This is a genomic window from Sinanaerobacter sp. ZZT-01, assembly GCF_035621135.1.
Taxonomy (GTDB): domain Bacteria; phylum Bacillota; class Clostridia; order Peptostreptococcales; family Anaerovoracaceae; genus IOR16.
Genome location: NZ_CP141728.1, coordinates 2,199,095 through 2,225,620 on the forward strand (window position 1 = coordinate 2,199,095; position 26,526 = coordinate 2,225,620).

Annotated in this window: 16 protein-coding genes and 1 riboswitch; of the genes, 11 read left to right on the forward strand and 5 right to left on the reverse strand. The window is 41.1% G+C overall.

The features are described from left to right. Nucleotide 1 precedes the first annotated feature (1 nt). The 3 genes from U5921_RS10555 to U5921_RS10565 all read left to right on the forward strand — a co-directional run bounded on the left by U5921_RS10555 (nt 2) and on the right by U5921_RS10565 (nt 2,180). Nucleotides 2-844 carry a 4Fe-4S binding protein gene (locus tag U5921_RS10555; RefSeq protein WP_324823137.1) on the forward strand — a complete coding sequence of 281 codons (843 nt, stop codon included), beginning with the start codon at nt 2-4 and terminating at the stop codon, nt 842-844. Further along, nucleotides 841-1,710 (forward strand): ATP-binding protein, encoded by an 870-nt coding sequence (locus tag U5921_RS10560; protein ID WP_324823139.1) that lies wholly within the window; start codon nt 841-843, stop codon nt 1,708-1,710. Before U5921_RS10555 ends, U5921_RS10560 begins: the two co-directional genes overlap by 4 nt. Before the next feature lie 110 nt (nt 1,711-1,820). After that, complete coding sequence (locus U5921_RS10565; protein WP_324823141.1) at nt 1,821-2,180, forward strand: NifB/NifX family molybdenum-iron cluster-binding protein; 360 nt, start codon at nt 1,821-1,823, stop codon at nt 2,178-2,180. Nucleotides 2,181-2,257: 77 nt separating this feature from the next. Here the strand turns inward: U5921_RS10565 and U5921_RS10570 are convergent, their stop codons facing one another. The 4 genes from U5921_RS10570 to U5921_RS10585 form a co-directional block, all read right to left on the reverse strand. Further along, complete coding sequence (locus U5921_RS10570; protein ID WP_324823143.1) at nt 2,258-3,562, reverse strand: ATP-binding protein; 1,305 nt, start codon at nt 3,560-3,562, stop codon at nt 2,258-2,260. A gap of 13 nt (nt 3,563-3,575) precedes the next feature. Then, nucleotides 3,576-4,883 carry a glutamate-5-semialdehyde dehydrogenase gene (locus U5921_RS10575; protein WP_324823144.1) on the reverse strand — a complete coding sequence of 436 codons (1,308 nt, stop codon included), beginning with the start codon at nt 4,881-4,883 and terminating at the stop codon, nt 3,576-3,578. A 1-nt stretch (nt 4,884) separates the two neighbouring features. Beyond that, nucleotides 4,885-5,808, reverse strand: coding sequence for a serine/threonine protein phosphatase (locus tag U5921_RS10580; protein ID WP_324823146.1), 924 nt, complete (start codon nt 5,806-5,808; stop codon nt 4,885-4,887). 71 nt (nt 5,809-5,879) lie between these two features. Then, nucleotides 5,880-6,887, reverse strand: coding sequence for a ribonuclease H-like domain-containing protein (locus U5921_RS10585; RefSeq protein ID WP_324823148.1), 1,008 nt, complete (start codon nt 6,885-6,887; stop codon nt 5,880-5,882). Nucleotides 6,888-7,294: 407 nt separating this feature from the next. Between U5921_RS10585 and U5921_RS10590 the strand changes: the two genes are divergently transcribed. The 3 genes from U5921_RS10590 (at nt 7,295) to U5921_RS10600 (ending at nt 10,710) form a co-directional block, all read left to right on the forward strand. Continuing rightward, nucleotides 7,295-7,555 carry a stage V sporulation protein S gene (locus tag U5921_RS10590; RefSeq protein ID WP_206460825.1) on the forward strand — a complete coding sequence of 87 codons (261 nt, stop codon included), beginning with the start codon at nt 7,295-7,297 and terminating at the stop codon, nt 7,553-7,555. 561 nt (nt 7,556-8,116) lie between these two features. Then, on the forward strand, nt 8,117-9,283 hold the full coding sequence (locus U5921_RS10595) for a pyridoxal phosphate-dependent aminotransferase (RefSeq protein WP_324823152.1): 1,167 nt from the start codon (nt 8,117-8,119) through the stop codon (nt 9,281-9,283). A gap of 14 nt (nt 9,284-9,297) precedes the next feature. After that, complete coding sequence (locus tag U5921_RS10600) at nt 9,298-10,710, forward strand: YjiH family protein (RefSeq protein WP_324823154.1); 1,413 nt, start codon at nt 9,298-9,300, stop codon at nt 10,708-10,710. Between the two features lie 221 nt (nt 10,711-10,931). Here U5921_RS10600 and U5921_RS10605 read toward each other — a convergent pair whose 3' ends face one another. Next, nucleotides 10,932-11,633 carry a FadR/GntR family transcriptional regulator gene (locus tag U5921_RS10605; protein ID WP_324823156.1) on the reverse strand — a complete coding sequence of 234 codons (702 nt, stop codon included), beginning with the start codon at nt 11,631-11,633 and terminating at the stop codon, nt 10,932-10,934. A 199-nt stretch (nt 11,634-11,832) separates the two neighbouring features. Between U5921_RS10605 and U5921_RS10610 the strand changes: the two genes are divergently transcribed. From U5921_RS10610 to U5921_RS10630, 5 genes are all read left to right on the forward strand, one after another. Further along, the gene (locus U5921_RS10610) at nt 11,833-12,636 is read left to right on the forward strand and encodes an electron transfer flavoprotein subunit beta/FixA family protein (RefSeq protein WP_324823157.1); all 804 of its coding nucleotides are present in this window, start codon (nt 11,833-11,835) and stop codon (nt 12,634-12,636) included. 4 nt (nt 12,637-12,640) lie between these two features. Beyond that, a complete protein-coding gene (locus U5921_RS10615) occupies nt 12,641-13,630 on the forward strand; it encodes an electron transfer flavoprotein subunit alpha/FixB family protein (protein WP_324823159.1) in 990 nt (329 codons plus the stop codon). Next, nucleotides 13,630-15,015, forward strand: coding sequence for an FAD-binding oxidoreductase (locus U5921_RS10620; protein ID WP_324823161.1), 1,386 nt, complete (start codon nt 13,630-13,632; stop codon nt 15,013-15,015). Before U5921_RS10615 ends, U5921_RS10620 begins: the two co-directional genes overlap by 1 nt. Nucleotides 15,016-15,375: 360 nt before the next feature. Beyond that, nucleotides 15,376-15,589: riboswitch (cobalamin riboswitch) on the forward strand. Nucleotides 15,590-15,802: 213 nt separating this feature from the next. Further along, entirely contained in the window at nt 15,803-17,527 is a 1,725-nt protein-coding gene (locus U5921_RS10625) for a hypothetical protein (protein ID WP_324823163.1), read from the forward strand. A 105-nt stretch (nt 17,528-17,632) separates the two neighbouring features. After that, the gene (locus tag U5921_RS10630; RefSeq protein WP_324823165.1) at nt 17,633-26,521 is read left to right on the forward strand and encodes an InlB B-repeat-containing protein; all 8,889 of its coding nucleotides are present in this window, start codon (nt 17,633-17,635) and stop codon (nt 26,519-26,521) included. The last annotated feature ends 5 nt before the right edge of the window (nt 26,522-26,526 follow it).

The window sequence follows — 26,526 nt, forward strand, 5'->3', positions numbered from 1 at the left end:
TATGAAGATCGCTGTACTGAGCGGAAAAGGAGGGACCGGAAAAACATTAGTATCGGTTAATCTGGCTTCCGTAGCGGATACGTGTTCTTATATGGATTGTGATGTGGAAGAGCCAAACGGGAACTTCTTTTTTAAGCCGAAAGAGGTTAAAGAAAAAAAGGTATCGGTTTGTATTCCTGTCTTTGACAATACAAAATGCACCGGCTGTCGCAAATGCGTTGATTTTTGTAAGTTTAATGCATTAGCGTACATTAAGGATCGTGTATTTATCTTTGAAGAAGTCTGTCATTCTTGCGGAGGATGTGTCTTGCTTTGTCCAGAAGATGCAGTTTCAGAAAAAAAGAAAGTAATTGGAACGCTAGAAGCAGGCGTGTCAGAGCAGGTACATGTTCATACGGGAACGATGAAAACAGGCGAAGTATCCGGTGTTCCGATTATAAAGGAAATGCTTGAAAATCCATTGACGCCAAAAGATGCTATGACTTTTATTGATTGCCCGCCGGGAAGTGCCTGTATTGTAATGGAAAGCATAAAAGATGTAGATTTTTGTGTACTTGTGGCTGAGCCAACCGTATTTGGTGTTCATAATTTAAGTATGGTATATGAATTGGTGAAATTATTTAAAAAGCCACATGGCGTAATATTAAATAAATGTATGGATGCAGAAAATCCGGCTGAGGCGTATTGTCTTGAACATCGGATTCCAATTTTAGGACGTATCCCATTTGATAAAGAACTCGGTGCTTTAAACTCAGATGCAAAGATAGTATCCAGAGAAAGTGAAAAATACCACAGCTTGTTTTCATCGCTGCTTCAAAATATAATGAAGGAGGTGGCACAATGAAACAACTGTTGATTCTAAGCGGAAAAGGTGGAACCGGGAAAACGACAATTGCGAGTGCATTTATCCGTTTAACGGAGGTGGAAGCTTATGCAGATTGTGATGTAGATGCCCCGAACCTTCATTTGATTATGAATCAGGATATGCCTTCCACTAAAACAGAGTATTACGGAATGCCAAAAGCAGAAATTGATTCAGAAGTTTGCATTCAGTGTGGTCAGTGTAGACAAAACTGCCGTTTTGATGCCATCAAATCGGAGCAAGCGTATCAGGTGGATCCTTTTGCCTGTGAAGGCTGTGGTGTTTGTGAAGCAATTTGTCCGGTCGAGGCCATTTCTTTAAAACCACACATTGCCGGGGAATTGAGTTTGTATAAGGATGAAACGCATGTGTTCTCGACGGCACAATTAAAAATGGGAAGCGGAACTTCTGGGAAATTAGTCACTGAAGTAAAAAATCAAATGAAATCATCTGCTAAAAATGCAGAATTTGCAATTGTAGATGGTTCTCCGGGTATTGGCTGCCCTGTTATTGCATCCTTAAGCGGCGTGGACATGGTGTTGATTGTGGCCGAACCATCGATTTCAGGAATCAGTGATATGAAACGAATATTAGAAACTGCAAAAATCTTTCAGGTTAAAACGGCTGTTTGCATCAATAAATACGATACAAATCCGTTGAATTCGAAAGAGATTGAAAAATTCTGCAAGGAGCAGCAGGTTCCGTTTATCGGTAAAGTACCTTTTGATTCAAAGGCGGTGGAGGCGATCAATCACGGAAAAACGATTGCGGATATAGATTGTATATCGGGAGATGCAGTTAAAGGGATTTACCAGAATGCAGTTCATTTACTTTTCAATAATAATTGAAGAGAGAATGCATAAAATATAGGAAAAATAAAAAGAAGCGAAACAGGGAGTCAGAAAGACAGACTCTGGTAAAACAAAAAAATGAAGATGTGAAAATGGAGGAATGAAACATGAGAATCGCAGTAGCAAGTGAAAAAGGTATGGTTACAGGTCATTTTGGACATTGTGAAGGATTTATAATTTTCGATGAAAAGAATAATGAGATCATTGCAGAGGAAATGGTGCCAAACCCTGGGCATAAACCTGGATTTTTACCAAATTTTTTAGCAGATCGGGGTGTTGATGTCATTATATCCGGCGGAATGGGCGGCGGAGCTGTTGATATATTTAATGAAAGAAATGTAGAAGTAATTATAGGGGCAAGCGGCGATGCGAAAAAAGCAGCGAAATCCTATTTAGCGGGTGAACTAAAATCAACCGGTTCTATCTGTCATGAGCATGCACATCACGATGAATGTGGAAATGAATAAGCGTGTTGCTTAGATAACACGAAGAAGAATAGCAAAATAAAAAATCCAGATAGATTCTGGATTTTTTATTTACTCGTTTATGAGGAAATTCCAATCAAATAATTGATGAACTGCTGAGCGGTACGTCCTGAAATTCCGCCATGACGCATTTCCCACATCCGTGCGGAGTCGATCAGTTCTTCATCGGTTAGTGTAATTTCCGGATGTTTTCTTGCCAGTGTTGTGACAATCTTGTAAAACTCATCTCGTGAAGGCTTATAATATCCGATTGTAATACCAAATCTTCCGACTAAGGATAATTTTTCCTGCATCGTATCAGAGCGGTGCAGTTCATCCTGTGACATATCGGAACGATCACTCCAGGTTTCTCGAATAAGATGGCGCCGATTGGAGGTCGCATATATCAATATATTTTCCGGCTTTATTTCCAATCCACCTTCAATTACAGCTTTTAAATATTTGTATTCAATTTCAAACTCTTCAAAGGAAAGGTCATCCATATAAATAATAAATCGATAGTTGCGGTCTTTTATTGCATTGATGACTTTTGATAAATCTTTAAATTCATGCTTATATATCTCTATCATACGAAGTCCCTGGCCATAATACTGATTTAATATCGCTTTAATGCTGGTAGATTTTCCGGTTCCTGCATCTCCGTATAAGAGAACATTGTTTGCTTTTTTTCCTGTCACAAAAGCTTCGGTGTTTTGTATCAATTGTTTTTTCTGATTTTCATAGCCGATCAAATCATCAAGCACCACCTCTCCAGTTGTGGTAATTGGGATTAGAAAATCCGAATCATCTCTATTCGAAATGCGGAAGGCTTTATTCAGTCCAAACTTACCGACGCCATAAGCTTTATAAAAGTCCGTAACAATGGAATACATTGTTTTTTCATCTTCTGCCTGCTCCATCATAAGGCTGAGCTTTTGGACCTTTTCACTGACGCTTTTATTAAAGATCTGTTCTTTCTTAGTGACCGCTTTATAGTTTTGAATCGTCGTAAAACAATTGATATTCAGTTCTTGTTCCAGCCGTGTAAAATCATAGTCAAACAGCTGTTTAAAGATAGAGAAATCATTTACAGCAAATTCGTTTACCGTACCCTCGACAGCTCCGATTTTTTCTGAGACAAGGGTAAATGGGTTTTCTGTCATAGCTAGTAAAAATGCTAAATAATTATGCCACAAATTTTTATCGAAGCCATATTTGGTTGAAATTTCTAAAAGACGATGGACTTGAATCAAAATATCGGCAATCAGTTTTTCTTTTTCATATTTTCCTTCTGTGAATCGTCGAACGATATTGGATAATTGAAATAATATGCTATCATTACCGATGTTTCTGTAAATAAGTAATTTAGATGTTAAATGATGCATTCTTATTTTCTCCTTAACATTTCTTCGAGGCAATATCTTTAAAGTGAAATGATTTTTGCCCTTGTGCGTAATCAGATACAATTTGGCCGTTTCCGAATAGTTTATATTTGTATGTAACTAATCCGTCGAGTCCGACCGGACCTCTAGCGTGTAATTTTCCGGTACTGATGCCGACTTCTGCACCGAATCCGTAACGGAATCCGTCAGCAAAGCGTGTAGAGCAATTTTGATAGACACCGGCAGAGTCAACAAGAAGCATAAAACGCTCTGCTGTTTTGGAATCTTCTGTGAGGATGCAGTCGGTATGGTGTGAGCCATAATAATTAATATGAGCAATTGCTGCATCTAGGCCTGATACAATTTTAACCGAAATGACATAGTCAGAATATTCTGTTCTGAAATTCGGGTCTGCATTGTTTTTCAGAGAAAGCATGGCTCGCGTTTTTTCACAGCCAATGAGAGAAACCTTGTTTTTCTCGAGCATGTTTTGAAGCTGCGGCAAGAATTCTTTCGCAATGGATTCGTGAATTAATAGGGTTTCTACGGTATTGCAGGCGACGACGTATTGTGTTTTTGCATCTAAAATAATTGGGAGCGCCTTTTCAAAGTCTGCATCTTGGTCGACAAAGATATGGCAGACACCGTCGGCATGACCCATAACAGGAATCTTTGTATTTTCCATAATATATTGTACAAATGAATTAGAGCCTCTCGGTATTAGAAGGTCAATGGATTCATTACATTTCAATAAGTCTTGGATTTCTGCTCTATTTTCAATTAATGTCAAAAATCCGTTTGGTATGTTGGATGCAACACCTGCTTCATGAATGAGCTCAAAAAGAATTCGGTTTGTGTGAGCAGCTTCGCTTCCTCCCTTTAAAATAGCACAGTTGCCGCTTTTTAAACACAGTGCTGCAATTTGAACTAACGCATCAGGACGAGATTCAAATATAACTCCGATTACACCGATCGGACACGTTATTTTCTGTAAGGTTAAATTTTCATCCAGCTCTCTTTCCAGTAAAGTTTGAAAAAGAGGGTCTGACAGTGAAATGAGACTGTCAATGCCACTTAAAACATCTTGAAGTTTTTGTTCGTCAAATTTTAACCGTTTTAAGATTGGCGCAGGTATTTGATTTTTTTCTGCATTCTTTAAATCAAGCTCGTTTGCAATCTGAATTTTTAAACGGTTTTCCCACAGCTTTTCGGAAATGGCTTTTAAGGCCTCATTTCTCGATTCCTTTGTTAACGCTGCCATCTGAAAGCTGTCCTTTTTGATAGCGGATGTAATATTCCGAATGGATTGTGTGCTTGTTGACATTTTATTCACCTGTAAGTCCTTCCTTATTTGGTTCTTTTTTATAAAAACAAGAGAGCGGCTTTGGTCCTTGAATGACTGTTTTTCGAATGTACATCGTACCGTCTGGCTTGCTGTGTACACGCCACGAAACATAGCTGATTTCACCATCTGTCAGTTCTAAGCAGGTTATGCCGCGGGGATGCATACAGCAGCCGGTATTAAAATAAGCCGGTTCATCAGGTTTTGGAAATTTAGGCCGGTGTGTATGCCCGCAGATTAGCATGATACCGTGCCTTTCATTCCATTTATTATAGTTAATTTCGACCTTATGACGCTTGTACTTATTTTTTGAAGGGCTGGCAGCATAGTTTACACCAACTAAATGTAAAAAACGCCAAACGTGTTGGATCATAAAACGTGATACCCACCAAAATTGGTCATTCAGCATGTCTCCCTGATTTCCGTGAACGACAAAAATTTCTTGATTTGTAATGCGGTGTTTCAGAATTAATGCTTCATGAACAGTTATTCCCGGAAATAAAGGAACCATTTCGTCCGATTGTTCGTCATAAGTATAGTATAGATTTTTCTTTACGTAATTTGGGTCTCGGAGCTGAATATTATGGTTTCCAAAAAGCATCAAAAGACGGCCGGAATCATAATATTTTTTTAAAAGATCAAAAGTGCTGCGATGTGCGCTTAAAATATGTTCATATTTTGGATGTTCCCATAATTCATCGCCGTCACCCACTTCAATATAAGTATAGTCGTGACGGTAATAGTGGTCAAGTGCATGCTCGTATATATGCCGATTACGCCCGAACTCATCCGACAAGCTGTCATCTCCGCGGTGTACATCACTGAAAAATACAAAGCGGGAGTTATCGTCGAAGGGAACGGGAAAAGCGGATTTGAATACTTGGTCCAAACGTTTATTTGTTTGCAACGTAGGTCACCTCTTCTTTGGTCTTTTTTTTAGTATACCATAAAAATATTTCTAAGGTTAGTATGATTCAATCAGAGCTGTTTTAATATTTCTTTTAATAGAATTTTTAAAGTATGATTGATTTCTAAATAATTTGGATTGCTTCCGTCATGAAGCACCAGATAGCCGCTTTGATAACCGTTATATTTTTGAACTGGTGTAAAATCCATTGAAAACGCTTCTAGGTCAATGTATAAAAAGTTGCTTTCATAAAGATAGGGGATGGTTATTTCAAAGGTCTGCATTTGTGAGTCAAAATTTAGATGATGTGTCAATTCGTAGCTTTGGTAAGGTAGAGTAATATTTTGACTCGTTCCTTTAATAGATAGAAACCCTTTATCAAAATGAATGCGTTCAATTTTTGCTTTTTTATCTTCTGCGGTGCATAAAAAACCTTTTTGAAACATAATATGATGCAAATCTAGTTTGTCTAGAATTTTTAATAGAGCGGATAATTGGATCACATCGTCTCGGTTATGCAGTAGTATAGTTTGTTTGAGTTCCTCTGAGGGACGCTTTTGGTATTCCTCGTACAATAAAGTACTTTCTTTACCGGATATTTGATCCAAGCGTTGTGACTGAATACCTAAAAAAGACTCTACCGTTTTTTGTTTCAGGTTTGGGAGTAATGCCGCGATGGAGGGAGACTGGCGCAAAATACGATAGAGATCGAAGGAATAGTGAAAAGGGAGTGTTTCTCCAATGCCTAGCTTTGCCATTCTTTTTGCAAGAAAAGGGCTGTCAAAGGAGTCTCCGTTATAAGAAACCCATATTTCTTGTTTTGAAAGTTCGCTGAGATATTGTTCCAGCTGCTCTGCTTCCTCTTCTTTTGTCGGGGCAAAGCATTGCGTGATGGTAGAGGTTTGCTCACCAGAGATTTTCTTCTGATTGAGCAAACCTCCTAATATAAAAGTATCCTGTTTGGGAGAAAGACCGGTTGTTTCGATATCAAAGAAACCCAAAGAAAAATCCTCCATGTACAGGGACCATGATTTTGATGTATAGGAATTCAATTGATCCGTTTTTATTTTTGTGAACATAGTATCACCGCCTTCTTCAGTATCACATGTATCTTTAAAAGAAAATTGCTTCAATAAAATGATTTTTTGTAATAAATATTAAATAAAAAAGTTACAAAAAACAAAACAAACTGCAGGGGAGCAGTTTGTTTTGTTCAAAAGGGGTATTGGGATTAGAGATTAATGAGGTTATCAGGGGGATAACCACGTCCATATTATAAACAATTCCGATGAAAAATGCAAGCGTTCGACAAAAACTTCTAAAAAAATATTTTTTTTAGGAGTTTTATGTCGAAGAGTTTTTCTGAAAAAATAGAGGAATCCAATGTTTGGAAGAGAATATTGTAAAGGAAGTATTTAATAAAAATATTAAAATGAAATCCAATCAAAAGGGAATTCAAAAGAAGCATTTTAGGGAGGAAACAATAATGGAAGTATTAAAAGTATCAGCGAAGTCAAATCCTAACTCGGTAGCAGGGGCTCTGGCAGGGGTTTTGAGAGAAAAAGGAGGGGCTGAGATTCAGGCAATCGGAGCAGGTGCACTGAATCAAGCAGTAAAAGCAGTCGCCATTGCAAGAGGGTTTGTAGCGCCAAGCGGAATTGATCTAGTATGCATTCCGGCGTTTACAGATATTTTAATCGATGGGGAAGAAAGAACTGCAATTAAATTAATTATTGAACCTAGATAAAGAATCTATCTTAACCCATGGACAACTCTTACCTTTGTCCATGGGTTTTTCATTGTAAGAATAATAATTTTACCGTAAATGGAACGGTATGGCTTTTGTTTGGTTTCACAGACAAAATTAAAAAATTGCGAAAATTATGATATTTAGTGTTAAAATTAGGGGAAAAGTGTGCTATAATATATAAAGCAATCTTAAATATATTTAGTAACATTGAGTGAGGAAGTGGATGAGATCGAAATGAAATATGTAGAGGCATATAAGAATATCTCTTTGGACGAGCTTGCGCACTATCAGATTTTATAGAATAAGAGAAGTTTCATGAGACTTGGAAAGCGATTTTAATAGAGCGGTTAATTTTATACAAAGGATAACTTAGAAAAGAAGTCTTCTCTAGTCTATATACTATCAAATGCAATGCCGATATTATAAAAATTGAAATCTTTGAATAATTCAGACAAAACTATTGAAAAAGAAAGAAAAATATGATTAACTGTATGTGAGGTCTTACCACTGTGCGGTAGTATGAAACAGTATTATAAGAAAGGATGAAGGTGAATTGTTTTGAAACACAGATTTATAGCGAAACGATATTGGAAAGATCAGTCAACACCGATGGGAAAAGTGGACGAGCTTGCAAAGGGTTTTGATGATGTGATTAATCTTAGCCTAGGTGATCCGGATTTGATTACAGAGGAGATCATCATTAACCACGCGTTTCAGGATGCACGAAATGGTCATACAAAATACACGGATTTTCGGGGTGATCCGCAGCTGCGGGGTGAAATTGTAAAGTATTATAAAGAAGAATATGGTATGGATGTCCTTGATGAAGAAGTATTTGTTACAGCCAGCGGCTGCCTTGCAATGTATTTGGCATTAGAGGCGATTTTGGATGACGGAGATGAGGTTATTTTGCAGGCGCCGTTTTTCACACCGTATCCTCAGCAGGTGGAGCTTGCACGTGGAGTTCCGGTAGAGCTTGCAACTTATGAGAATGAGGATTTTCAAATTAATATGCAGCGTTTAGAAGGGTTGATTAACGAGCGGACGAAAGCATTGGTTATTAATACGCCCAGCAATCCGACCGGAAGCTGCTTGACATTGGAAACCATGAAGAAAATTGCTGAAATTGCAAAAAAACATGACTTAATTGTCATTGCGGATGACATCTATACAGCATTCAGCTATCAGCATCCATTTGTTCCGATTGCTGCTTTAGATGGAATGAAAGAACGGACCATTATAATCAATAGCTTTTCAAAAAACTTTACCATGACAGGATGGAGAATTGGAAATATCATTGCGCCGGATTACATTATCGCGACCATTCAAATGATTAATGAAAATGTTGTATTTACGGCTCCTTCAATTTCTCAGAGAGCTGCGATTCACGCTTTGCAAAACCGAAAGAAAATACAACCGCCGATGATTGAAGAATATAGGAAGCGAATGTTCTATGCGGCAGAGCGGATCAATGCGATTCCTCATATGTCAGTAATTTATCCGCCGCGAGGCACCTTCTATCTATTTGTAAATGTTAAAGAGACTGGATTAAATTCCGTTGATGTCAGTGACTGCATTCTTAAAGAGGCACATGTTTTAACCATTCCGGGGATTTCGTTTGGAGAATGCGGCGAAGGCTATATCCGATTGGCTTGTACCGTCGGTATAAATACTCTAAAAGAAGCTTTTAATCGTTTGGAAAAAGTATCCATTTTTAAAAAGTAAAGGAGGACTGTTTTATGGGAGAACAAGTTAAAACCACTGAATCTGGGTCGGAGCAACAGCAAGATTTAAGAGGATTGATACAAAATCCGACTGGTAAACAAAAACTAAAATTTATAATTCCTTCTGCAATTGGTGTTTTTTTATTTTTATGTCCGATTTGGTATGAGGGGAATATGAACATTCCTCTGGGCGTTATCTCTGAATGGGTGGCCAATTTTATCAAACCATGGGCACACGAAGCAATACTTGGGATTGTTGTTATTTCAGCTATTATGACTTTTATTACTAGTGTTTTTAAACCAAAGGCACTTACGGAGGGAAAGCTACTTTCTAAATTATTTGTGGCTTCTCCGATTTACCTTGTTATCCGCGTTCTTGGAGGAATCATTGTAACATTAGTTTATTTCCAGGTGGGACCGGAATGGATCTATTCTGCAGACACAGGCTCAACTATGATAGGATTGATGTCAACTCTGATTGCATGGTTTTTTGCTGCATCGTTTCTGATTCCGCTTCTTATGGACTATGGGATTATGGATTATACGGGTACTTTAATCCGTAATTTATTATGGCCGTTGTTTCGCTTGCCGGGAAGAGCCGCAGTCGATCTTTGTGCTTCTTGGGTTGGAAATTGCAATGTAGGTGTCGTCTTGACGAGTACACAATACGAGCAGGGCTATTACACAGCAAGAGAATCCGTACTGATTGCAACTTGCTTTTCTGCGGTATCTCTGCCGTTTTGCTTAGTAATTGCAGCAATGATGGGTGTAGAGCAGTATTTCATTCCATTTTATCTTATTTTGACGGTTACCGGTATCGTCAGTGTTGTAATTATGTCACGTATTTGGCCTTTGGCTAAAAAATATCCTGATGAATACTATGCGTTAGCTGGTAAACAGATTAATGAAGTGGAACCGAAAGGAATCAGCAAAACTCGTTGGGCTTATCTGCAGGCAGTTACAAAAGCGGAAAGCGGTCCGAATTTTGGAGAATTGATGTATAAGGGTATTGATATGTTTTTAGGTATTATTTTTACGCTTGTACCAGTTACAATGTGTGTAGGTACTTTGGCATTGGTACTTTCTACTTATACACCTATTTTTGACTGGATTTCCATGCCATTTGGATATTATCTTCAAGTTTTAGGTGTGCAGGATGCATTTGCAGCTGCACCGGGTACTGTTGTTGGTTTTGCGGACATGTTCATTCCAGCTGTAATTTGTGCAAACATACCATCGATTGAAACTAGATTTATTATAGGTATCTTATCTTTAGTACAGATTATCTATATGAGTGAGGTTGGTTCCATAATGCTGGCTTCTAAAATGCCTGTTAAAATTACAGATTTAATTATTATTTTCTTGGAGAAAACGATCATTTCCATTCCAATTATTGTATTATTGACTAAATTATTCGTATCGTTTTAATAACAGATTTAAAAAAATAGCAGAAGGAAATCGCTCGTTTTTATAGAATAACCGCTGTAAAATAAAAAGATATACCACCCTTTATCTTTGCTTTCACAGCGGTTTTCTATTTTATGACAGATAAGATGAAAAGAATTGTAAAAGATCTTTATGTAAAAAAGCTCCCTATAAAAATAGGGAGTTTTCAGTAAGTTAATAAATTGCTTAAAGCTGTGAGAATTCTAAATTTGGTGAAGCAGATCTGGCCGAATGTTATCCAAATGACTTACAATAAAGGAAACAGCTGCCTCTTCATCTTTTTTTTCAATGGCATCTATAATTTTTTGGTGTTCTTCATAAATGAGTTCAATAGAATCTTCTTTCGTGAAATAAGATAGATGTACCGTTTGATCTATAAAATTTTCCAAAAGATAAGATGCGTTTTCAAAAGTTAATAGAATTAAGCTGTTGTTGCAAATACGGGCAATTTCAAAGTGAAAATTTCTGTCACATTCTGATTTTTCAGCTGGTGTTTCTGCTTGCATCATTTGTAACTGTTTTTGTTTCAAGGATGCAACGTCGTTGGGCGTAGCAGATTTTGCAGCTTCTCGGACAGTGAAGGTTTCAATCAGGTAACGAAGCTGTAAGACTTCTTGCACATTCCCGTTATTTAATTTAAAAGAAAGCGAGAGCGGCTTAAAAAAGTTTGACTCAACATTATTTACAATGTAATTGCCTAAACCGTGGCGGCGTTCAACGAGTCCAAGTACCTCTAACGCTTTTAATGCTTCGCGCAATGCGGGGCGGCCGATTTGAAATTGCTCCGTCATAACGCGTTCAGGCGGAAGCTGGTCACCGTCTTTTAATTCACCTTTCATAATCATTTCCTGAATTTGCTCGATGACGATTTGGGAGATTTTTTTATTTTCTATTGCCATAAACATGAGGTTTACTCCTTTGTACCAATATAGATGATATTCATATAATTTTATTTTAAAGGAATAAAAGAAAAACTGCAAATTAAAAAAATATCAGAATATTAAAAAAGTGATTGCATCATTTTAATAAAAGTTGTACAATTTAAGTGGTAAGACCATGAAATAAGTTGAAAATTGGAGCATGCTGAAGAAACGAGGGAATATCATGAACATACTTGTTTTAGTAAAAGAAGTCCCTGATATGGAAAAAGTAAAATTTGATAGAGAAAGAGGCGTTGTTGACCGTTCGTCTGCAGAAGCAGAAATGAATCCTTTTGATGAAAATGCACTACAAGCCGCAGTGGATCAAAAAAAGAAAGGGAATCCAGATGTTTTTGTAACGGTTATGACAATGGGACCGCAAAGAGCAGAAAAGATGCTGAGAGATGCATATGCGAGGGGAGCAGATCAGGCGGTATTGCTGACAGACCGAAAATTTGGAGGTTCTGATACCTGTGCGACCGCAAAGACCTTGGCGGCTGCAATTAAGAAAACGGGACCTTTTGATTTGATTTTATGTGGAGAAAAATCTGTGGATGGTGATACGGCACAGGTGGGGGCAGAGGTTGCTGAATTTTTAAACATTCCGCATGCCTATTATGTAGAAGATATTCGTAAATTAGATATGAATTCGGTTCAAGTAGCTGTTGAAAATATGGGTGGAAATAGACAGATTCGAACGATGCGCTTGCCTGCATTGATCGGCGTAACTAAAAATATCAGTCGTCCGGAGCTACCGACTGTAAAGCGAAAATTAGAATCATTGGAAATACCGGTAAAAGTATATACCTTACAGGATTTAAACGGATATTTAACCGAAGAAGAGACTGGATTTAAGGGGTCGCCAACAAAGGTTTCTAAAATAGAAATTCCAAAAGCAGTAAAAAAGAGTAACCGCATATACCGCGAAGAGTTCACAGACTTTTTAAAGTCTGTTACGGATGTTTTGGCGGAGAAAGGGATTGTGTAGAACTATGAGTGATAAAAAGCAAAAAGGTGTTCTCGTTCTCGCAGAACAAAATAACGGTGAAATACACAAGGTAAGCTATGAATTACTGAACAAAGGGAAAGAATTGGCGGAAAAAAGAGATCTTCCGCTAACCTGCCTTTTAATAGGTGGGGAAGTAATTTCTGCAGAGGAATTAAACTATCGAGGGGCACAGACCGTTTATTATATAAAGGACTCTTCTTTTAAAATACCAGAAGAAAATTCCTATAAAGAAAATGTCGTTGCTTTTATAAAAGAAAGGGAACCGGAAATTGTTTTGATTGGAGCAACGAACTTTGGACGTTCCTTGGCACCACGAATTGCAGCGGCACTAGGAACGGGATTAACTGCGGATTGCACAGACTTACAAGTAAACGAAGAAGGGCGGCTGATTCAGATCCGACCGGCATTCAGTGACCATTTGTTTGCACATATTAAAACGGTAAAAGACCCGCAGATGGCAACGGTTCGGTATAAGGAATTTGCAGAGGCACAAAGAGATACGTCAAGAGTTGAAAATATTGTGATGATGAAACCATATATGGCACTCTGTTCAAAGAGTAAAATAGATGAAATCATTCCAATGGATGATATGGATATTACAGAAGCAGAAGTTATCGTGGCAGCGGGGCGCGGCTTACGAAAAAAAGAGGATCTGCTGCTGCTTGAGGAATTGGCGCGTACTTTAGGAGGAAAAGTTGGCGCATCGAGAGCACTGGTCGACGCCGGCTTGGCAGAGAGTGCGATGCAGGTAGGATACAGCGGTAATCGTGTAAAGCCAAAGGTATACATTGCCTGCGGTATTTCAGGAGCACCACAGCATTTGGCAGGTATGAAGGATTCTCAGACGATCATCGCAATAAATAGTGATCCTTCCGCCCCTATTTTTCAAGTTGCCGACTATGGATACGTAGGCGATCTGTATGAAGTGATACCGCAGCTGATTCATGCATGGAGAAAGGAGGAGACGGAATAATGAAGGAAAATATTTTAAAAGCATTAAAGGATATCGTTGGAGAGGATTATCTTCTGACAAAGAAAGAACTGACCGCCTCTTACCTTTATGATGAAGTAGAAGAAGCATACCGCCCGAAGGCAAATATAGATTCAATCGTAATAAAGCCAGCAAATTCAAAGGAAGTAGCGGCTGTTATGAAGCTGGCCAATGAATGGAAGATTCCCGTAGTCGTACGTGGTGGAGCAACCGGACTCTGTGGTGGATGCACACCGGTAGAGGAAAGCTTTATTTTAACGATGGAACGAATGAATGCAATTTTAGAAATTGACCGAAACAATATGGTAGCGGTTTTAGAGGCTGGTGTTACACTGATGGACTTGCTTGAAGAGCTGGATCAATCAAATGATTTAAGCTTCCCAGTACATCCCGGAGATGAAGGTGCACAGATGGGCGGCATGGCGGTAACCAATGCGGGCGGAGCCAGAGCGGTACGTCACGGTGTGATGCGAAAGCATATTATGGGTGTGGAGGCAGTCCTCCCGAACGGTGAAATATTGGAGCTCGGAGGAAAGCTTGTAAAAAATAATGCAGGATATAATCTAATGCAGCTTTTGCTTGGAAGCGAAGGCACATTGGCTGTTATTACTAAAATTATATTGAAAATTTATCCAAAAGATCGCAGTTCTGCAACGATTGTGGCACCGTTTGAACGATTTGAGGATGCATGTCAGGCAGTAATGGACATTTTACAAAGCGGAAATATTCCTCTTGCAGTAGAATACATGGATAAGCATTTGTTTGTGGGAACGGCAGAAATGCTTGGTTTGGAATGGCAGGCGAAAAGAGGAAATGCAGATTTGCTGATTATTCTTTCGGAAAAAAATGAGGAGCGCCTGTATGATGCATGTAGGGAAATCAATGCAATTTGCGAGAAAAACAACTGTTATGAAACTTTGTATGCCGGAAAAGCAAAGGAACAGGAAGAGCTTTTATTAATTCGAAGCCAGCATTATGAGTACATTAAAGAAACGATATGCGATTCCTTTGATATGGCAGTGCCGGTTTCAGAGATTCCAGCTTTTATCAGCGATTTAAAAAGACTGGTAAAAGAGTATGATACCAGTACGAATGTGATTGCGCATATTGCAGATGGAAATGTGCATAATGATATTTTGTATTTGAAGGACGGGAGCATTCCGCCGTATGCAGAGGAACTGAAGCAGAAAATGTATGATGCCTGCTTTTCTTACGGAGGAACGATTACAGGAGAGCATGGGATTGGGAAAATCAGGACAGAGGACTTAACCTTGCAAAAATCACCTGTAGAGCTGGAACTGATGAAGGGGATTAAAAAGGTATTTGATCCGAATCATATTATGAACCCAAAAACAGTGTTGATGTAGCATGAATAAAGAGCTTGCATACCTTAGAGATAGGAAGAAATAAGTAAAAAGAAGCTGACTGCTGAGGAAGAACAGAGCAGTTAGTTTCTTTTTCTTTAAATTCACATAACAGGACATTATCTATCTTACAAATTAGGAAATATTTAGCATGATTTTCACTTGCAAAATATAATGAAAGCTGATAACATAAACTCAAATCAGATGAAATTAGAAAAAATAATACAATTCATGTTCTGCCGGTTTAATCCGGTAGTAATTTTGCTCTTGAAAAATAGAAAAATAGATGGTAGTATAAATCTATAAAATTGTAAATATTAAGAAAGAAACAATATTTTCGACAATGTTTGACAAGTATAAAACGAATTGAATACATATTCATGTTCTACCGGGTAAAGCCGGAAGCTAAGAGGGAAGTCGGTGAAAATCCGGCACGGACCCGCCGCTGTAAGCGCGGAGTTTCTGAATCATATTTGCGGAATGCAGACTGCCACTGAGGGGTGATAAGCCCTTTGGGAAGGAGATTGGAAACGAAGATGCGCAAGTCAGAAGACCTGCATGGATAGAAGGCAGTGATAGTCACGAGGTAAATGACTTGCAGGATTTTTTTGAAGGAAAAAAAGAGCACATGATATAAATAGGAGCAGTGAAAACGGACTGCGGCATTTTGCCGCAGTCTTTTTTGTTGAAATAAAAGAGGAAGGGGGTGAGCATGATTGAAAAAATACGGTAATCTCGCCGTATGGAGCATAACTCAATTATTTAAGAAAAAGAAGGAGGAAAGAAGCGAATGATGAAATTCAAATTAAGAAAGCCAATAGCTGCATTGGTAACAGCAGCTATGGTAGCAAGTATGGGAATCCCTGCCTTTGCGGCTGATTGGCCCACGTATCAAGGCAATGATATTCACAACGGAATCTTGACGGATGGAGCGCCAACGACAACAAGTCCGAGCGTTACACAGATTGTTTTGCCGCATAACGGCTCCGGCTGGGACGGCGTCGATTCCGCCGCTGTCATGGAAACGACAGGTGATGGTGATACCTATGCGTATGTGCTGTATGACGGGTACACCGTAAAAGAGGATGGAAGTGGTGGCGGGCGGCTTGCAAAGATCGACTGCACCGCATCGACACCGCACGTCGTATGGGATGCGCAGATCACGCAGAGCTCAGGCTTTCAGCTGTCCAGCCCATATCTGGATGTGGAAGACAGAAGCATCTATGTAGGCGCTTCCGGCTACAACCAGAAAGCAACAAACGATAATTTGGCTTTAGAAGCAGGAGTAACAAAGGATTGGACCGTATCTGGGTCCGGAATCACAATGGAAGCGAATAAGGTGATTGTATCCGGGGATGAGACGGTTACAATGACACAGGCAAATATTGATTTAGAGAACGGCAAGAAGCACCGTTCGGCTACCGGCGTGAAGATCAACGGAAGTGGTGTGGGTATGACCGTTACGGCAAAGCTGAACGGAACTGTAGTGGGAGAAAAGACTTTCACGTCTGCAGATCTGATCGACGGTCACTATTACTTAAATAAAAACTTTGATGACCAATCTTCAGCGGCAGAAGCAGCAGTGCTTACCGGAGCGAATACGCTTGAATTCACTTATGAGATAAGCGGAAATACAGGAAACACAGTGGAAATCGAATACTGTAGCTTATATGAGCAAAAAACTTCCATTACAAAGGTAGTAGATATCGACGCTACACCAACTACAGATTGGTCACTGGCTGTGCCAAATAACGCACAGATCAATACGCCAATTGTAAAAGACGGAGATTACATTTACTTCGGAACCTGGTCGGGTCACGCAGGCACGTATTATCAATATGATATGGGTGTAGAAGAGTTACTGGAATACAACCCGGGTAACGGCGGATTTTACTGGGCCGGTGCGGTGGTAGACGAGGATTACGTATACTTCGGCGGAGATAACGGCTATCTGTATGCCCGTCCGGTTGGCGACGATTTTGAAGATGTATCACAGGGAAGTGTAATCAATCTAGCAACGGCAGGCGGTGTGAGCCCGGGCAATGTGCGCAGCACGATTTCCCTCGTAGACGGGCACCTTTACTTCACGAGCCAGGGCGGTTACATTTGGAGTTTTACACCAAATAACGGTACGCCGACCTTGGATTGGAAGGCAGAGCTCGCAGCGACCTCCACGTCGACACCGACCGTAGTAGGAAATGATATTTATGTAGGCTATTACGCTGGATTTAGCGCAGGCGGTGTGCAGAAGATAGATAAGACAAGTCATGCAGTTACGACAATTGCAACACCGGGACCGGTACAAAGCTCAGTACTTGTGAATACGGACGGAGGCGTGAACTATTTGTACTTCAATACCAATTCCGCAACCGGAGCAGGCTACTGCTATAACGCAAGTACCGGAACTAAGGTATGGCAGACGCAAGGAGATACGTATGCGTTGCAGGGAATGGCGTCCAGCAACGGCATCTTAACCTTCGGAAATGATTACGATCATTTTTACGTTGTAAAATAATAGAAGGCTTGATGCTTTGAGTAAGAAGTAGGAGAGGAGAAGGATGTGTCTTCATTTTTGGATGATAGGCACATCCTTATTTTAAAGTAGAAGGCGGTAGAAAGAATGAAGCATGAGAAAAGAAACTATTTTTTAAGCTTGACACTGTGCATGGTTTTGATTTTGGGGCAGATCATACCGGTGGGAGCAAGCTACGCACAAGATAGGGGTACAGAGCTGTCAGGGAGAACGGAGAGCGTTGTACAAGACGGGGGTAGCAAGGATAAAGAATCAGATTCTGCCGTGGGAGTATCGGAGGATGAGGGGATTGATGTAGGGGAAAATATGTTTGAAGATGAGAATACGGCAGGAGAAGAGTCTGATAATCAGAAGGAAGAAACAGAAGAAGGCGCAGATGAAAAGGAATTTAGCGAAATGGAAAAAACAGAAAAAGAAAGCGAAGATGTTCTTTCGGAGGATTCGGCTACAACAGATGATGTGATAAAAAATCAAGAGGATAGGGAAGAACCGGTAGAAGAGGCTCTGAAGGAAATGATTTCTGAGCCGGTTATGGAAACACTGGAGCTTGCCTTTGAGAATGGATTGCCGAATATAATGGAGTATGAAGCAACGACTCAGAGTGCCATCTATTTTATTGCTGATGCGGAAGGTATAAAAAAATTAGGGGGATTAGTAAATAGCGGTATTGATTTTAAGGGGAAAACGCTGAAGCTGACGCAGGATATTGACTTAGAGCTTCAGGAATGGGCGCCGATCGGAACAAAAGAACATCCCTTTTGCGGTGTGTTTGACGGCGACGGATGCAAGGTAAGAAATTTAAAGATGGAAACCTCAAGCCTGGAATACATCGGGTTGTTTGGATATATAAAAAATGCGGAAATTAAAAATACAGAGATTGGTGAGGGAAGCACGGTACAGGGAACGGCAGAAGCAAAAAATATCTATGCGGGAGGCATTGCTGCTTACGCAGAGGAGAGTAAATTTATTAATTGCAGAAATGATACCAATATAAGTGTTTTAAATTTATCGGAAGATGGCAAGAAGAATCAAATCTGTACAGGAGGAATTGCGGGTTATGTAAAGAAGAGTGATTTGACAGATTGCAGCAACAAAGGCATCATTACCTCCGAATCAGAGGCAACGAAAAATTTGGCACATAGTGGAGGAATGGGAGGCATTGCTGGCTTTGCTGAGGAAGGAAACTTTGAAGGCTGTGCGAACGAAGGAAGCATCAGCGGAGGCTGGAAGACAGAAACAAATGCAAAGGACTATCCCTCGGGAGGAATTTTAGGCTATGCAATGGATACTTCTCTTATCGGCTGTATAAACAGCGGTGCGGTAACAATTACAGGCTATTATGCTGGTGGAATGATAGGAAATGCAGAATCAATTGAAAAGACTATGATACTTTCAAACTGTGAAAACAATGGGGGAATTGAAGTAAAAGGAACGAAGGCAATGTATGCAGGAGGGTTAGCCGGAAAAGGTACATCAGTAGAAATGAATGACTGCAAAAATACAGCAGGAATAAAGGGAGAATGGTATGTCGGTGGGCTTGTAGGAAATTTAGGAGGGAGTGCAAGTAAGAAGTCTTGCATTCAAGATAGCTCCAACGAAGGAAAAATAGAAGCGTTGACAAAACGGGCAGGTGGACTTACCGGAGAGGCAAAGCAGAGTAAAATACTGCGGAGCAAAAACAGCGGAGATGTAGATTCATCGGAAACGGCAGGAGGTATTATAGGGTATTCATCAGTCTGTGAATTGAGTGACAATTATAATATTGGTGAAGTCAATGCAAGCAAAAAAGAAGCAGGTGGCATTTTAGGAAAAACTGCAAGCAGCCCTGTTTCAAATTGCTATAATCTAGGAAACGTAGATTCCCTAGGGAAAAAAGGCGGAATTAGCACCAGTACGTCTAATCTGATAAATTGCTATTTCTTAGAAGGCAGCGTGGAAAGTCCTGAGGACGCTTCGGTGGCGATTGCTAAACCGGAGACTGCGTTTTTAAATGGCGAGGTAGCTTTTCTTTTAAATACAGTAGAAGTAGACGAAGAAAAAACCTTTTCTGGAATCTGGGGACAGGGAGATAGTTATCTTGTTTTTGCGGATGAAGATATTCTCGCAGTGGGAAAAATTACGTGTAAGGTGAAGGATGAAGCAGGGGAGGAAAAAGGCGGGACAATCGTCTTTGGGAAAGATGCGGAAGCAAAGCCTTACCTTATTGAGAAATCCTTACACTTGACAGTAACGCCGGAGGACGGGTATATTTTGAAGCTGTTGAACCTGACGGATACAGATGGAAATAAGCTGGAAAAGTCAAGAGAAGATCAAATTGACGGCAAGATTGTATTTACCTTTGAAAATCCGGGCAGAAGCGTAATTGCCGAAGCTATTTTTCAAAAGAAGGCAGACGATGCGCCCGAGACCATAGATGTCACATGGAATCTGGATGGAGGAACCATTATAGAAGGAGAAATTCCGACTAAGGTAAAATATGGAAAGTATCTTTCGAAGCCTTTAATTGAGCGAGAAGGCTACTTTTTCGAGAACTGGTTTGCCGGAGACAATCCGGATACACAAAGAGATATTCCTTATGATTTTGAAACCGCACTGACTGCAGACCTTATATTGACTGCCATATGGAATGAGGATGCACTGTATATCACCTTTGATCCTTGTGACGGTACCGAGCCGGAGGAAGCACAGCGTTTCTCGTTTGAAGGAAAATTTACGCCAAAGGAAGTGAGCCGCACCGCATCACCGGGAATGCAATATAAGTTTTTAGGGTGGTACACAGAAAAGGACGGAAAGGGAGAAAAATGGGAAAAGGATAGAACAATTGAGCAGCGAGGCAGATTGACGCTGTATGCCGCATGGGAGCTGATTGATTCGTTTGAAAGTGGAACAACCAAAAATCCTTGTATTATTGCGGACGCGGATACTTTAGCGGCACTGGCGAAAAAAGTAAACGAAGGAACGGAAGGAAGTGCAAAGAATGGATATAAGGGGAAATACTTTGAATTGGGAAGTGATATTGATTTAAAGAAAATTGAGCAATGGAGCCCGATTGGTACAGAAGAACATCCATTTTTTGGAAAGTTCAATGGAGCGTACCATACTGTTTCTAACCTAAAGATTGATGCATCGGAGCTTGACAATCAAGGCCTTTTTGGATATGTGGGAGAAGATAGCTTTGTTTCAAATTTGTATTTGGAGAATAGTTCAGTGCGAGGTGAAAACAATGTGGGTGCAGTCATAGGTAAAATGTTGAATTGTGGAGGTTTTCATCATTTGGGAGTTATAGGTGGAAACGTAAGTGCAAAGGGAAATGCAGGCGGTGTCATCGGTTGTGTTTCAAAGGAAAACTTTAATCAGGATGATGATTTTTATATGCTTTTTAATACAGCGGAGGTAACGGCTTCAGTCGGAAATGCAGGCGGCCTTGTAGGGGGAATTGACACAAAGGGAACCTTCAGTCGCTGCTATAACACGGGAGATATTTCCGGAAACGCTGTAGGGGCTATTGCCGGAAGCAGTTATGAGAGAAGTAAGGAGTGTTACTATCTGGATTCGAGTATTGAAAGTCCAGTAGATGGTGCTGTTGTCGAAGCAAAGTCTTCCGATTTCTTTGAAAGCGGAGAAGGCGCTTACACTTTCGATCATGGAGAAACTTATTCCCGAACAAAGGATTGGAGTCAGGGCGAAGGCTTTCCGATTTTTGCAGACGAGGAGAATGGGTCGGTTTTCCGGATTTTCTTGAAGCAGGGAGAGGGTGGAAGTGCTTCCATAGAAGGCTTGGATGAGTATGGAGCCTCGTATACAAATAGTGGCACAAAGGCAATTGTGAAGGTGCAGGCGGAGGAAGGCTGGTTTTTAAAGCAGCTTTCTGTTACAGAAGTCAGAAGTGGTAATACAGTGAAAGCAGATGGCGCAGGAAGCGGGGCCGAGGAAGTTACCTTTATTATGCCGGAAGCAAATGTGTATGTCGTTCCGGTCTTTGTTCAGAACGGGGAAGGAAAGGTAAAGATAACGTATGATTTAGATGGCGGAAATTGGGGGGATGTCCCTGCTCCTTCTGCGAGTGTTCCTTTTGGAACCGTAGTGGAGCATCCGTCTGCCGAGCCGCAAAAGACCGGCTTTACGTTCCATGGCTGGTATGCCGGAAATGAGAAATACTTGTTTACAGAGGCGGTAACGGAGGATTTGGTTTTAAAAGCGAAATGGTGTACAAACGGAAAGTTCCTTGTGTCCTTCAATCTAAACAGAGAAGGCTGGGCTGGGGAAGAGCTGCCGGAAGCGTTTCGGGATCAGGAGGTGGAGAAGGACGGGATAATAAAGAAGCCGGAGAAAAATCCGCAGTGGGTACATAAGGACGAGCACACCGCTTATAAATTTGCAGGCTGGTATACCGAACCAATAGGTGGTATCGAATGGAATTTTAATCTTGCTACGGTAGCACAGGACACGGTTTTGTATGCGCACTGGAGCGAAGTGGATGCACTGTCAGCCGGGACGAAAGAGTATCCTTATCCGATTACTTCTGCAGAAGAACTGCAGTATCTGGCAGAGTGTGTCAATGAAGGGAATACTTATGCAGACTGCTATTTCCGCTTGGAATCGGATTTGGATTTAGGAAATATTGATTCCTGGATACCGATTGGAACCTCTGGGGTACCGTTTTCCGGGTACTTTGACGGAAATAAAAAGACAATTCAAAATTTGAAAATTCAGTGGAAGACGAATTATTCAGGCTTGTTCGGAGCGGTGCAAAACGGAGAAATCAAGAATCTGATGTTGGAAGATGTGAATGTTGAAGGTGGAAGCTACACCGGTGCAGTTGCAGGAAGTCTTAATGAAAGCAATCTTTCAAATTTGAGCATTCAGGGTAATGTATCTGGAATGCATCAAGTTGGTGGTATTGTGGGCGTAGCAGGCGAGCAGAATTCGGATATCTCAAACAATACGGATAGCTATCTTACAAATCTGTCGTTTGACGGAACGGTAAAGTCAGAAAATGAATCAGGAGGTATCGCAGGAAGTATTGTAAATAGTACTCTTTCAGGTTTGAAAGTTCGTGCAGAAGTAGAAGGAAACAGTCAGGTTGGCGGGATTGCAGGAAGTTTTTACGGAGGAGTTTTAGGGAATTCCGAAGTGGACGGAGCGATAAAAGGGGAAGCTCACATTGGCGGTTTGGCTGGAAAAAACGGTTATTTTAAGAATACTCGGTGGGATACAAAGCACGGAACTCAATTTTCTAGCTGCTCAAACTTTGCAGAGGTGAGCGGAGGAATGTATGTCGGCGGTTTGGCCGGCTATGGTGAAATGACCGACAAGGTATCGAAAAGTTATAATGAAGGAGCCGTATCAGGAGAAGATTTCGTCGGAGGGTTGTTCGGTGTCTTGGATGCGATGTCGAAGCAAAATGGTAAGCGTATTGTTTCTGTCTGCTATAATACGGGAAGAATCAAAGCCGAGGCTTCTGAAGCATCAGGAATCGGAGGGATGATTGGGCTTCAGAAAAATTCAGGTTCTGGTGCTTTGTCTAAGATCACCGATTCCTTTAATGCCGGTATCATAGAATCTTCATCAGCTTCAAATGTCGGAGCGGTATGCGGGGCTGGTTATGAACTGAATGAAAACTGTTACCATCTGCTTTCAGACCGTTCTTTCGCGGATGCGGAGTATTCAAAATCGATGAAACAGGAGGATTTTGAAAGCGGGTATGCCGCCTATTTGATGGACGGCGGTACAAAGGCCCATAAAGACTTATGGGGACAGGGAGCAGGGCATCCTGTTTTTGCAGATGAAACACATCCTTCGGTATATGAAATAGAGCTGATCGTGAGCGGAGAGGGCTCTGCTGCTGGTGCAGATCTACAGAAAGGGCTGAATTATAAAGCAATAAAAAAAGAAAGTATGTTTGAGGTGACACCGGATGAAAGCTCTATCACTGCCCTGTTTGAGGTAGTGGATTCGGACGGTGCGGTTCTGTATAGCGGAAGCGGAAAGGATACATTGCAGTACAAGCTGCCATCCAGCACTTCTATGAGTATTCACGTTACCTTTGCAGAAAAAAACAATGAAGAATTTACCATAACCTTTGATCTCAGAGGTGGAAAAATTGACGGGAAAGAAACTATAGAGAGGACGAAGGTACCGTTTGGCACAAAAGCGTCTGACTTGAAACCTTCTGAAAACCCGGTGAAAAAGATAGAAGGAGCGGAAGGAGAGTATGCCTTTTCTGGGTGGTACGCAGACGAGGCGTTAAGCCAAGCCTTTAATTTTGACACCTTGATTACAGGTGATATGACGATTTATGCAAAATATAAAGAAAAGGCAACAGTACGTTTTGACCTGAATGGACCGACTGCAGAGGAAGGCAGTACGGTTCCTGCGGAGCAGGAGCTGATTGTGGGAGATCGGGTAATCCGACCGGAAAATCCGACATGGAATGCGACGGAGGAAAACGGCATAACAGAAACGCATGTCTTTATAGGATGGTCAACCGATTCGAAAAGGTGGCTGGAATGGGATTTTACAAAACCATTACAAGAAGAGGGCGCAGGAAAGATCATTACTTTATATGCACACTGGAAGATTACTTATGCGATTACAGATGAGATGCTGGAGGACATCACAGATGAGGATATATTAAAAAAATTAGCTGAAAATGTGAAAAACGGAGAACGATATATAGGGAAGATTCTATCTTTAGGGGATGATATTACTCTGTCGGGGTGGTCACAATCCATTGGGAGTGAAGCCACTCCTTTTGAAGGAACTTTTGATGGAAACGGCCATGTAATAAGTGTTGAGAATGGTACAACACCGCTGTTTGGGCATATTGGATCGAGCGGCAGTCTCAAAAATGTAACGGTTTCCGGAACGATGCAGGCGAAGGGAAGCGATACCTTTGGTGGACTTGTCAATACGAATCGGGGAATCATTCAGAATTGCCATGCAAAATCATTGAGTGTAGAGGGAAAAGATGCAAAGGCAGTGGGTGGCATTGTTGGACAAACCATAGGTTATCTGCAGAATTGCACGACAGACAGTAAGAGCTATGTTTCTGGCAAAAATAATGTCGGCGGTATTGCAGGGAATATCAATATGACAGTAGCTTCCATAAAAAATTGTGAAAATGCGGCACACGTAACCAGCACTTCGGATACAGCCGGAGGCATTGCAGGAACCGATGAAAATGAGGGCAGTATCTCAGCGGCTAGAAGCCAGGTTAAGGAATGCATAAATATGGGACCGGTAGAAGGCGTGCGTTATGCCGGAGGTATTTTGGGAAAAATGACAAAACCTCTGAATTTGGAATACTGCAAAAATACAGGAAATATTCTGTCGAAAGCAGGAAGTGCCGGAGGCATTCTAGGGAGTCTTTCTGATTTATCAACAAATCCAGGAAGAATAGAGTTTTTAGAGTGTGAAAATATTGGGGATGTATCGGGGAAAACAAGCGTTGGCGGTATTACCGGAATGGCTAATGATAATATTTTGGGAGTCATCGAAAGTTGCAAAAACAGTGGTGCGGTGACCGCTGACGGAGCAGCTGCTGCGGCCGGTGGTATCATGGGGACAATTACGAAGATGGTAAGCTTTTCAAAATGCGAAAATAGTGGCACGGTAAGCTCGACAGGAAGATTTGCCGGAGGTATCATTGGAAAGCTTGCTTCACTAAACGATGGAGAAACAGCAGGAACAATTTCTTTGTGCAGCAGTACTGGAGAAATTTCCTGTACCGGAGACAGCGGTGTCGCCGGAGGTGTCGCAGGAGAGGGATACAGAATCGAAAATTCTTACAGCACCGGAAAGGTAAACGGAACCGCTTCCTACGGAATCTGCAAAGCGATACAAGTAGGAACTGAGTATGTCACAACCATAGAGAACAGCTATTGGTACAATAAAGACGGCAGCGTGGACGGACTCAGTGATCATGTGACAGAAAGAACAGTGAAAAACAGCTATTACTACAGCTCGCAGTCAGAGAAAAGCAGTATGTCTGGCATGAATGGACTGCTTGGGATGCTGGGAAACAGTGCGTCAGATTTGCAAGCATCCAAAGAAGAACTGTCTGCATCCTTATCCTCAGCTTCCTCTGAACCTGTGATGCAGCCTGAAAAGGCCTTTACGGGAGGAAAGATTGCTTACCTGTTAGATGGCGGTGACGAGGTACATAGCGGAATCTGGACACAGGGAACGCGGTATCCGGAGCTTGGAGAGCCTTCCTGCTATAAAATTGTAATGGGAGAGCACATTTTTGTGAACGGAGAATCCACAGCTTATGCGAATGCGGGAAGTACAGTGGATGTAACGGTATCCACTCCTGTTTCAGACGATGCGGCAAAAGAATACAAGCTGTCTTCTCTGAAAGTTACCAATGAAGGAGTTGATTCTGACATTACCGCTGCAAAACGCTTTACTTTAGGCGAAGGAAATGCAGACTTAAGTGCACTTTTCGATCTTGTGGCAAAAGAAGAAGAAGAAAAAGAAAAGCCACCGCATAAGCCGGATGGCGGAGGTGGATCTGGCAACGGGAGTGGAAACGGCAATGGGGATGGAAGCGATGATCACGGAACAGAAGGCGAAGGCGGCGGTACGGGAACCGGAATCGGTGACGGAAGCGACAGCGGTGAGCATGACGGGTACTACAATACCGGAGAAAAGACCACAACCACAGAACCGAATTCTACTTTCTCCGAATCGCAAAGTGAGAAAGCGGAATCCTTGCAGGCAGCTGAGCTTGATGAGCAAAAGGAAGTAAAAAAAGAAGATGAAGCGATGAAAGCTTCTGGCGGCGCAACCGAGGGAGGGGAAGGTATAAAGGAGGAGAAAAAAGAGGAAAAAGAAGCATTGAATGTCTTTGAAATTGTAAAGAAAGCAGCACAAGAAAATCCACTATTAGCAGTTCTCCTTGCTTTGATGATACTTGCAATATTGATTTTGTCAGCTGCATCTAGGTATAGGAGGTATCGGAAGGAACAATAAAGCAG

What these genes read in the sequence shown, in the direction of transcription:
- U5921_RS10555 (WP_324823137.1), top strand. Translation starts at nt 2, where the DNA reads ATGAAGATCGCTGTACTGAGCGGAAAAGGAGGGACCGGAAAAACATTA.
- U5921_RS10560 (WP_324823139.1), top strand. Translation starts at nt 841, where the DNA reads ATGAAACAACTGTTGATTCTAAGCGGAAAAGGTGGAACCGGGAAAACG.
- U5921_RS10565 (WP_324823141.1), top strand. Translation starts at nt 1,821, where the DNA reads ATGAGAATCGCAGTAGCAAGTGAAAAAGGTATGGTTACAGGTCATTTT.
- U5921_RS10570 (WP_324823143.1), bottom strand. Translation starts at nt 3,562, where the DNA reads ATGCATCATTTAACATCTAAATTACTTATTTACAGAAACATCGGTAAT.
- U5921_RS10575 (WP_324823144.1), bottom strand. Translation starts at nt 4,883, where the DNA reads ATGTCAACAAGCACACAATCCATTCGGAATATTACATCCGCTATCAAA.
- U5921_RS10585 (WP_324823148.1), bottom strand. Translation starts at nt 6,887, where the DNA reads ATGTTCACAAAAATAAAAACGGATCAATTGAATTCCTATACATCAAAA.
- U5921_RS10590 (WP_206460825.1), top strand. Translation starts at nt 7,295, where the DNA reads ATGGAAGTATTAAAAGTATCAGCGAAGTCAAATCCTAACTCGGTAGCA.
- U5921_RS10600 (WP_324823154.1), top strand. Translation starts at nt 9,298, where the DNA reads ATGGGAGAACAAGTTAAAACCACTGAATCTGGGTCGGAGCAACAGCAA.
- U5921_RS10605 (WP_324823156.1), bottom strand. Translation starts at nt 11,633, where the DNA reads ATGTTTATGGCAATAGAAAATAAAAAAATCTCCCAAATCGTCATCGAG.
- U5921_RS10610 (WP_324823157.1), top strand. Translation starts at nt 11,833, where the DNA reads ATGAACATACTTGTTTTAGTAAAAGAAGTCCCTGATATGGAAAAAGTA.
- U5921_RS10615 (WP_324823159.1), top strand. Translation starts at nt 12,641, where the DNA reads ATGAGTGATAAAAAGCAAAAAGGTGTTCTCGTTCTCGCAGAACAAAAT.
- U5921_RS10620 (WP_324823161.1), top strand. Translation starts at nt 13,630, where the DNA reads ATGAAGGAAAATATTTTAAAAGCATTAAAGGATATCGTTGGAGAGGAT.
- U5921_RS10625 (WP_324823163.1), top strand. Translation starts at nt 15,803, where the DNA reads ATGATGAAATTCAAATTAAGAAAGCCAATAGCTGCATTGGTAACAGCA.
- U5921_RS10630 (WP_324823165.1), top strand. Translation starts at nt 17,633, where the DNA reads ATGAAGCATGAGAAAAGAAACTATTTTTTAAGCTTGACACTGTGCATG.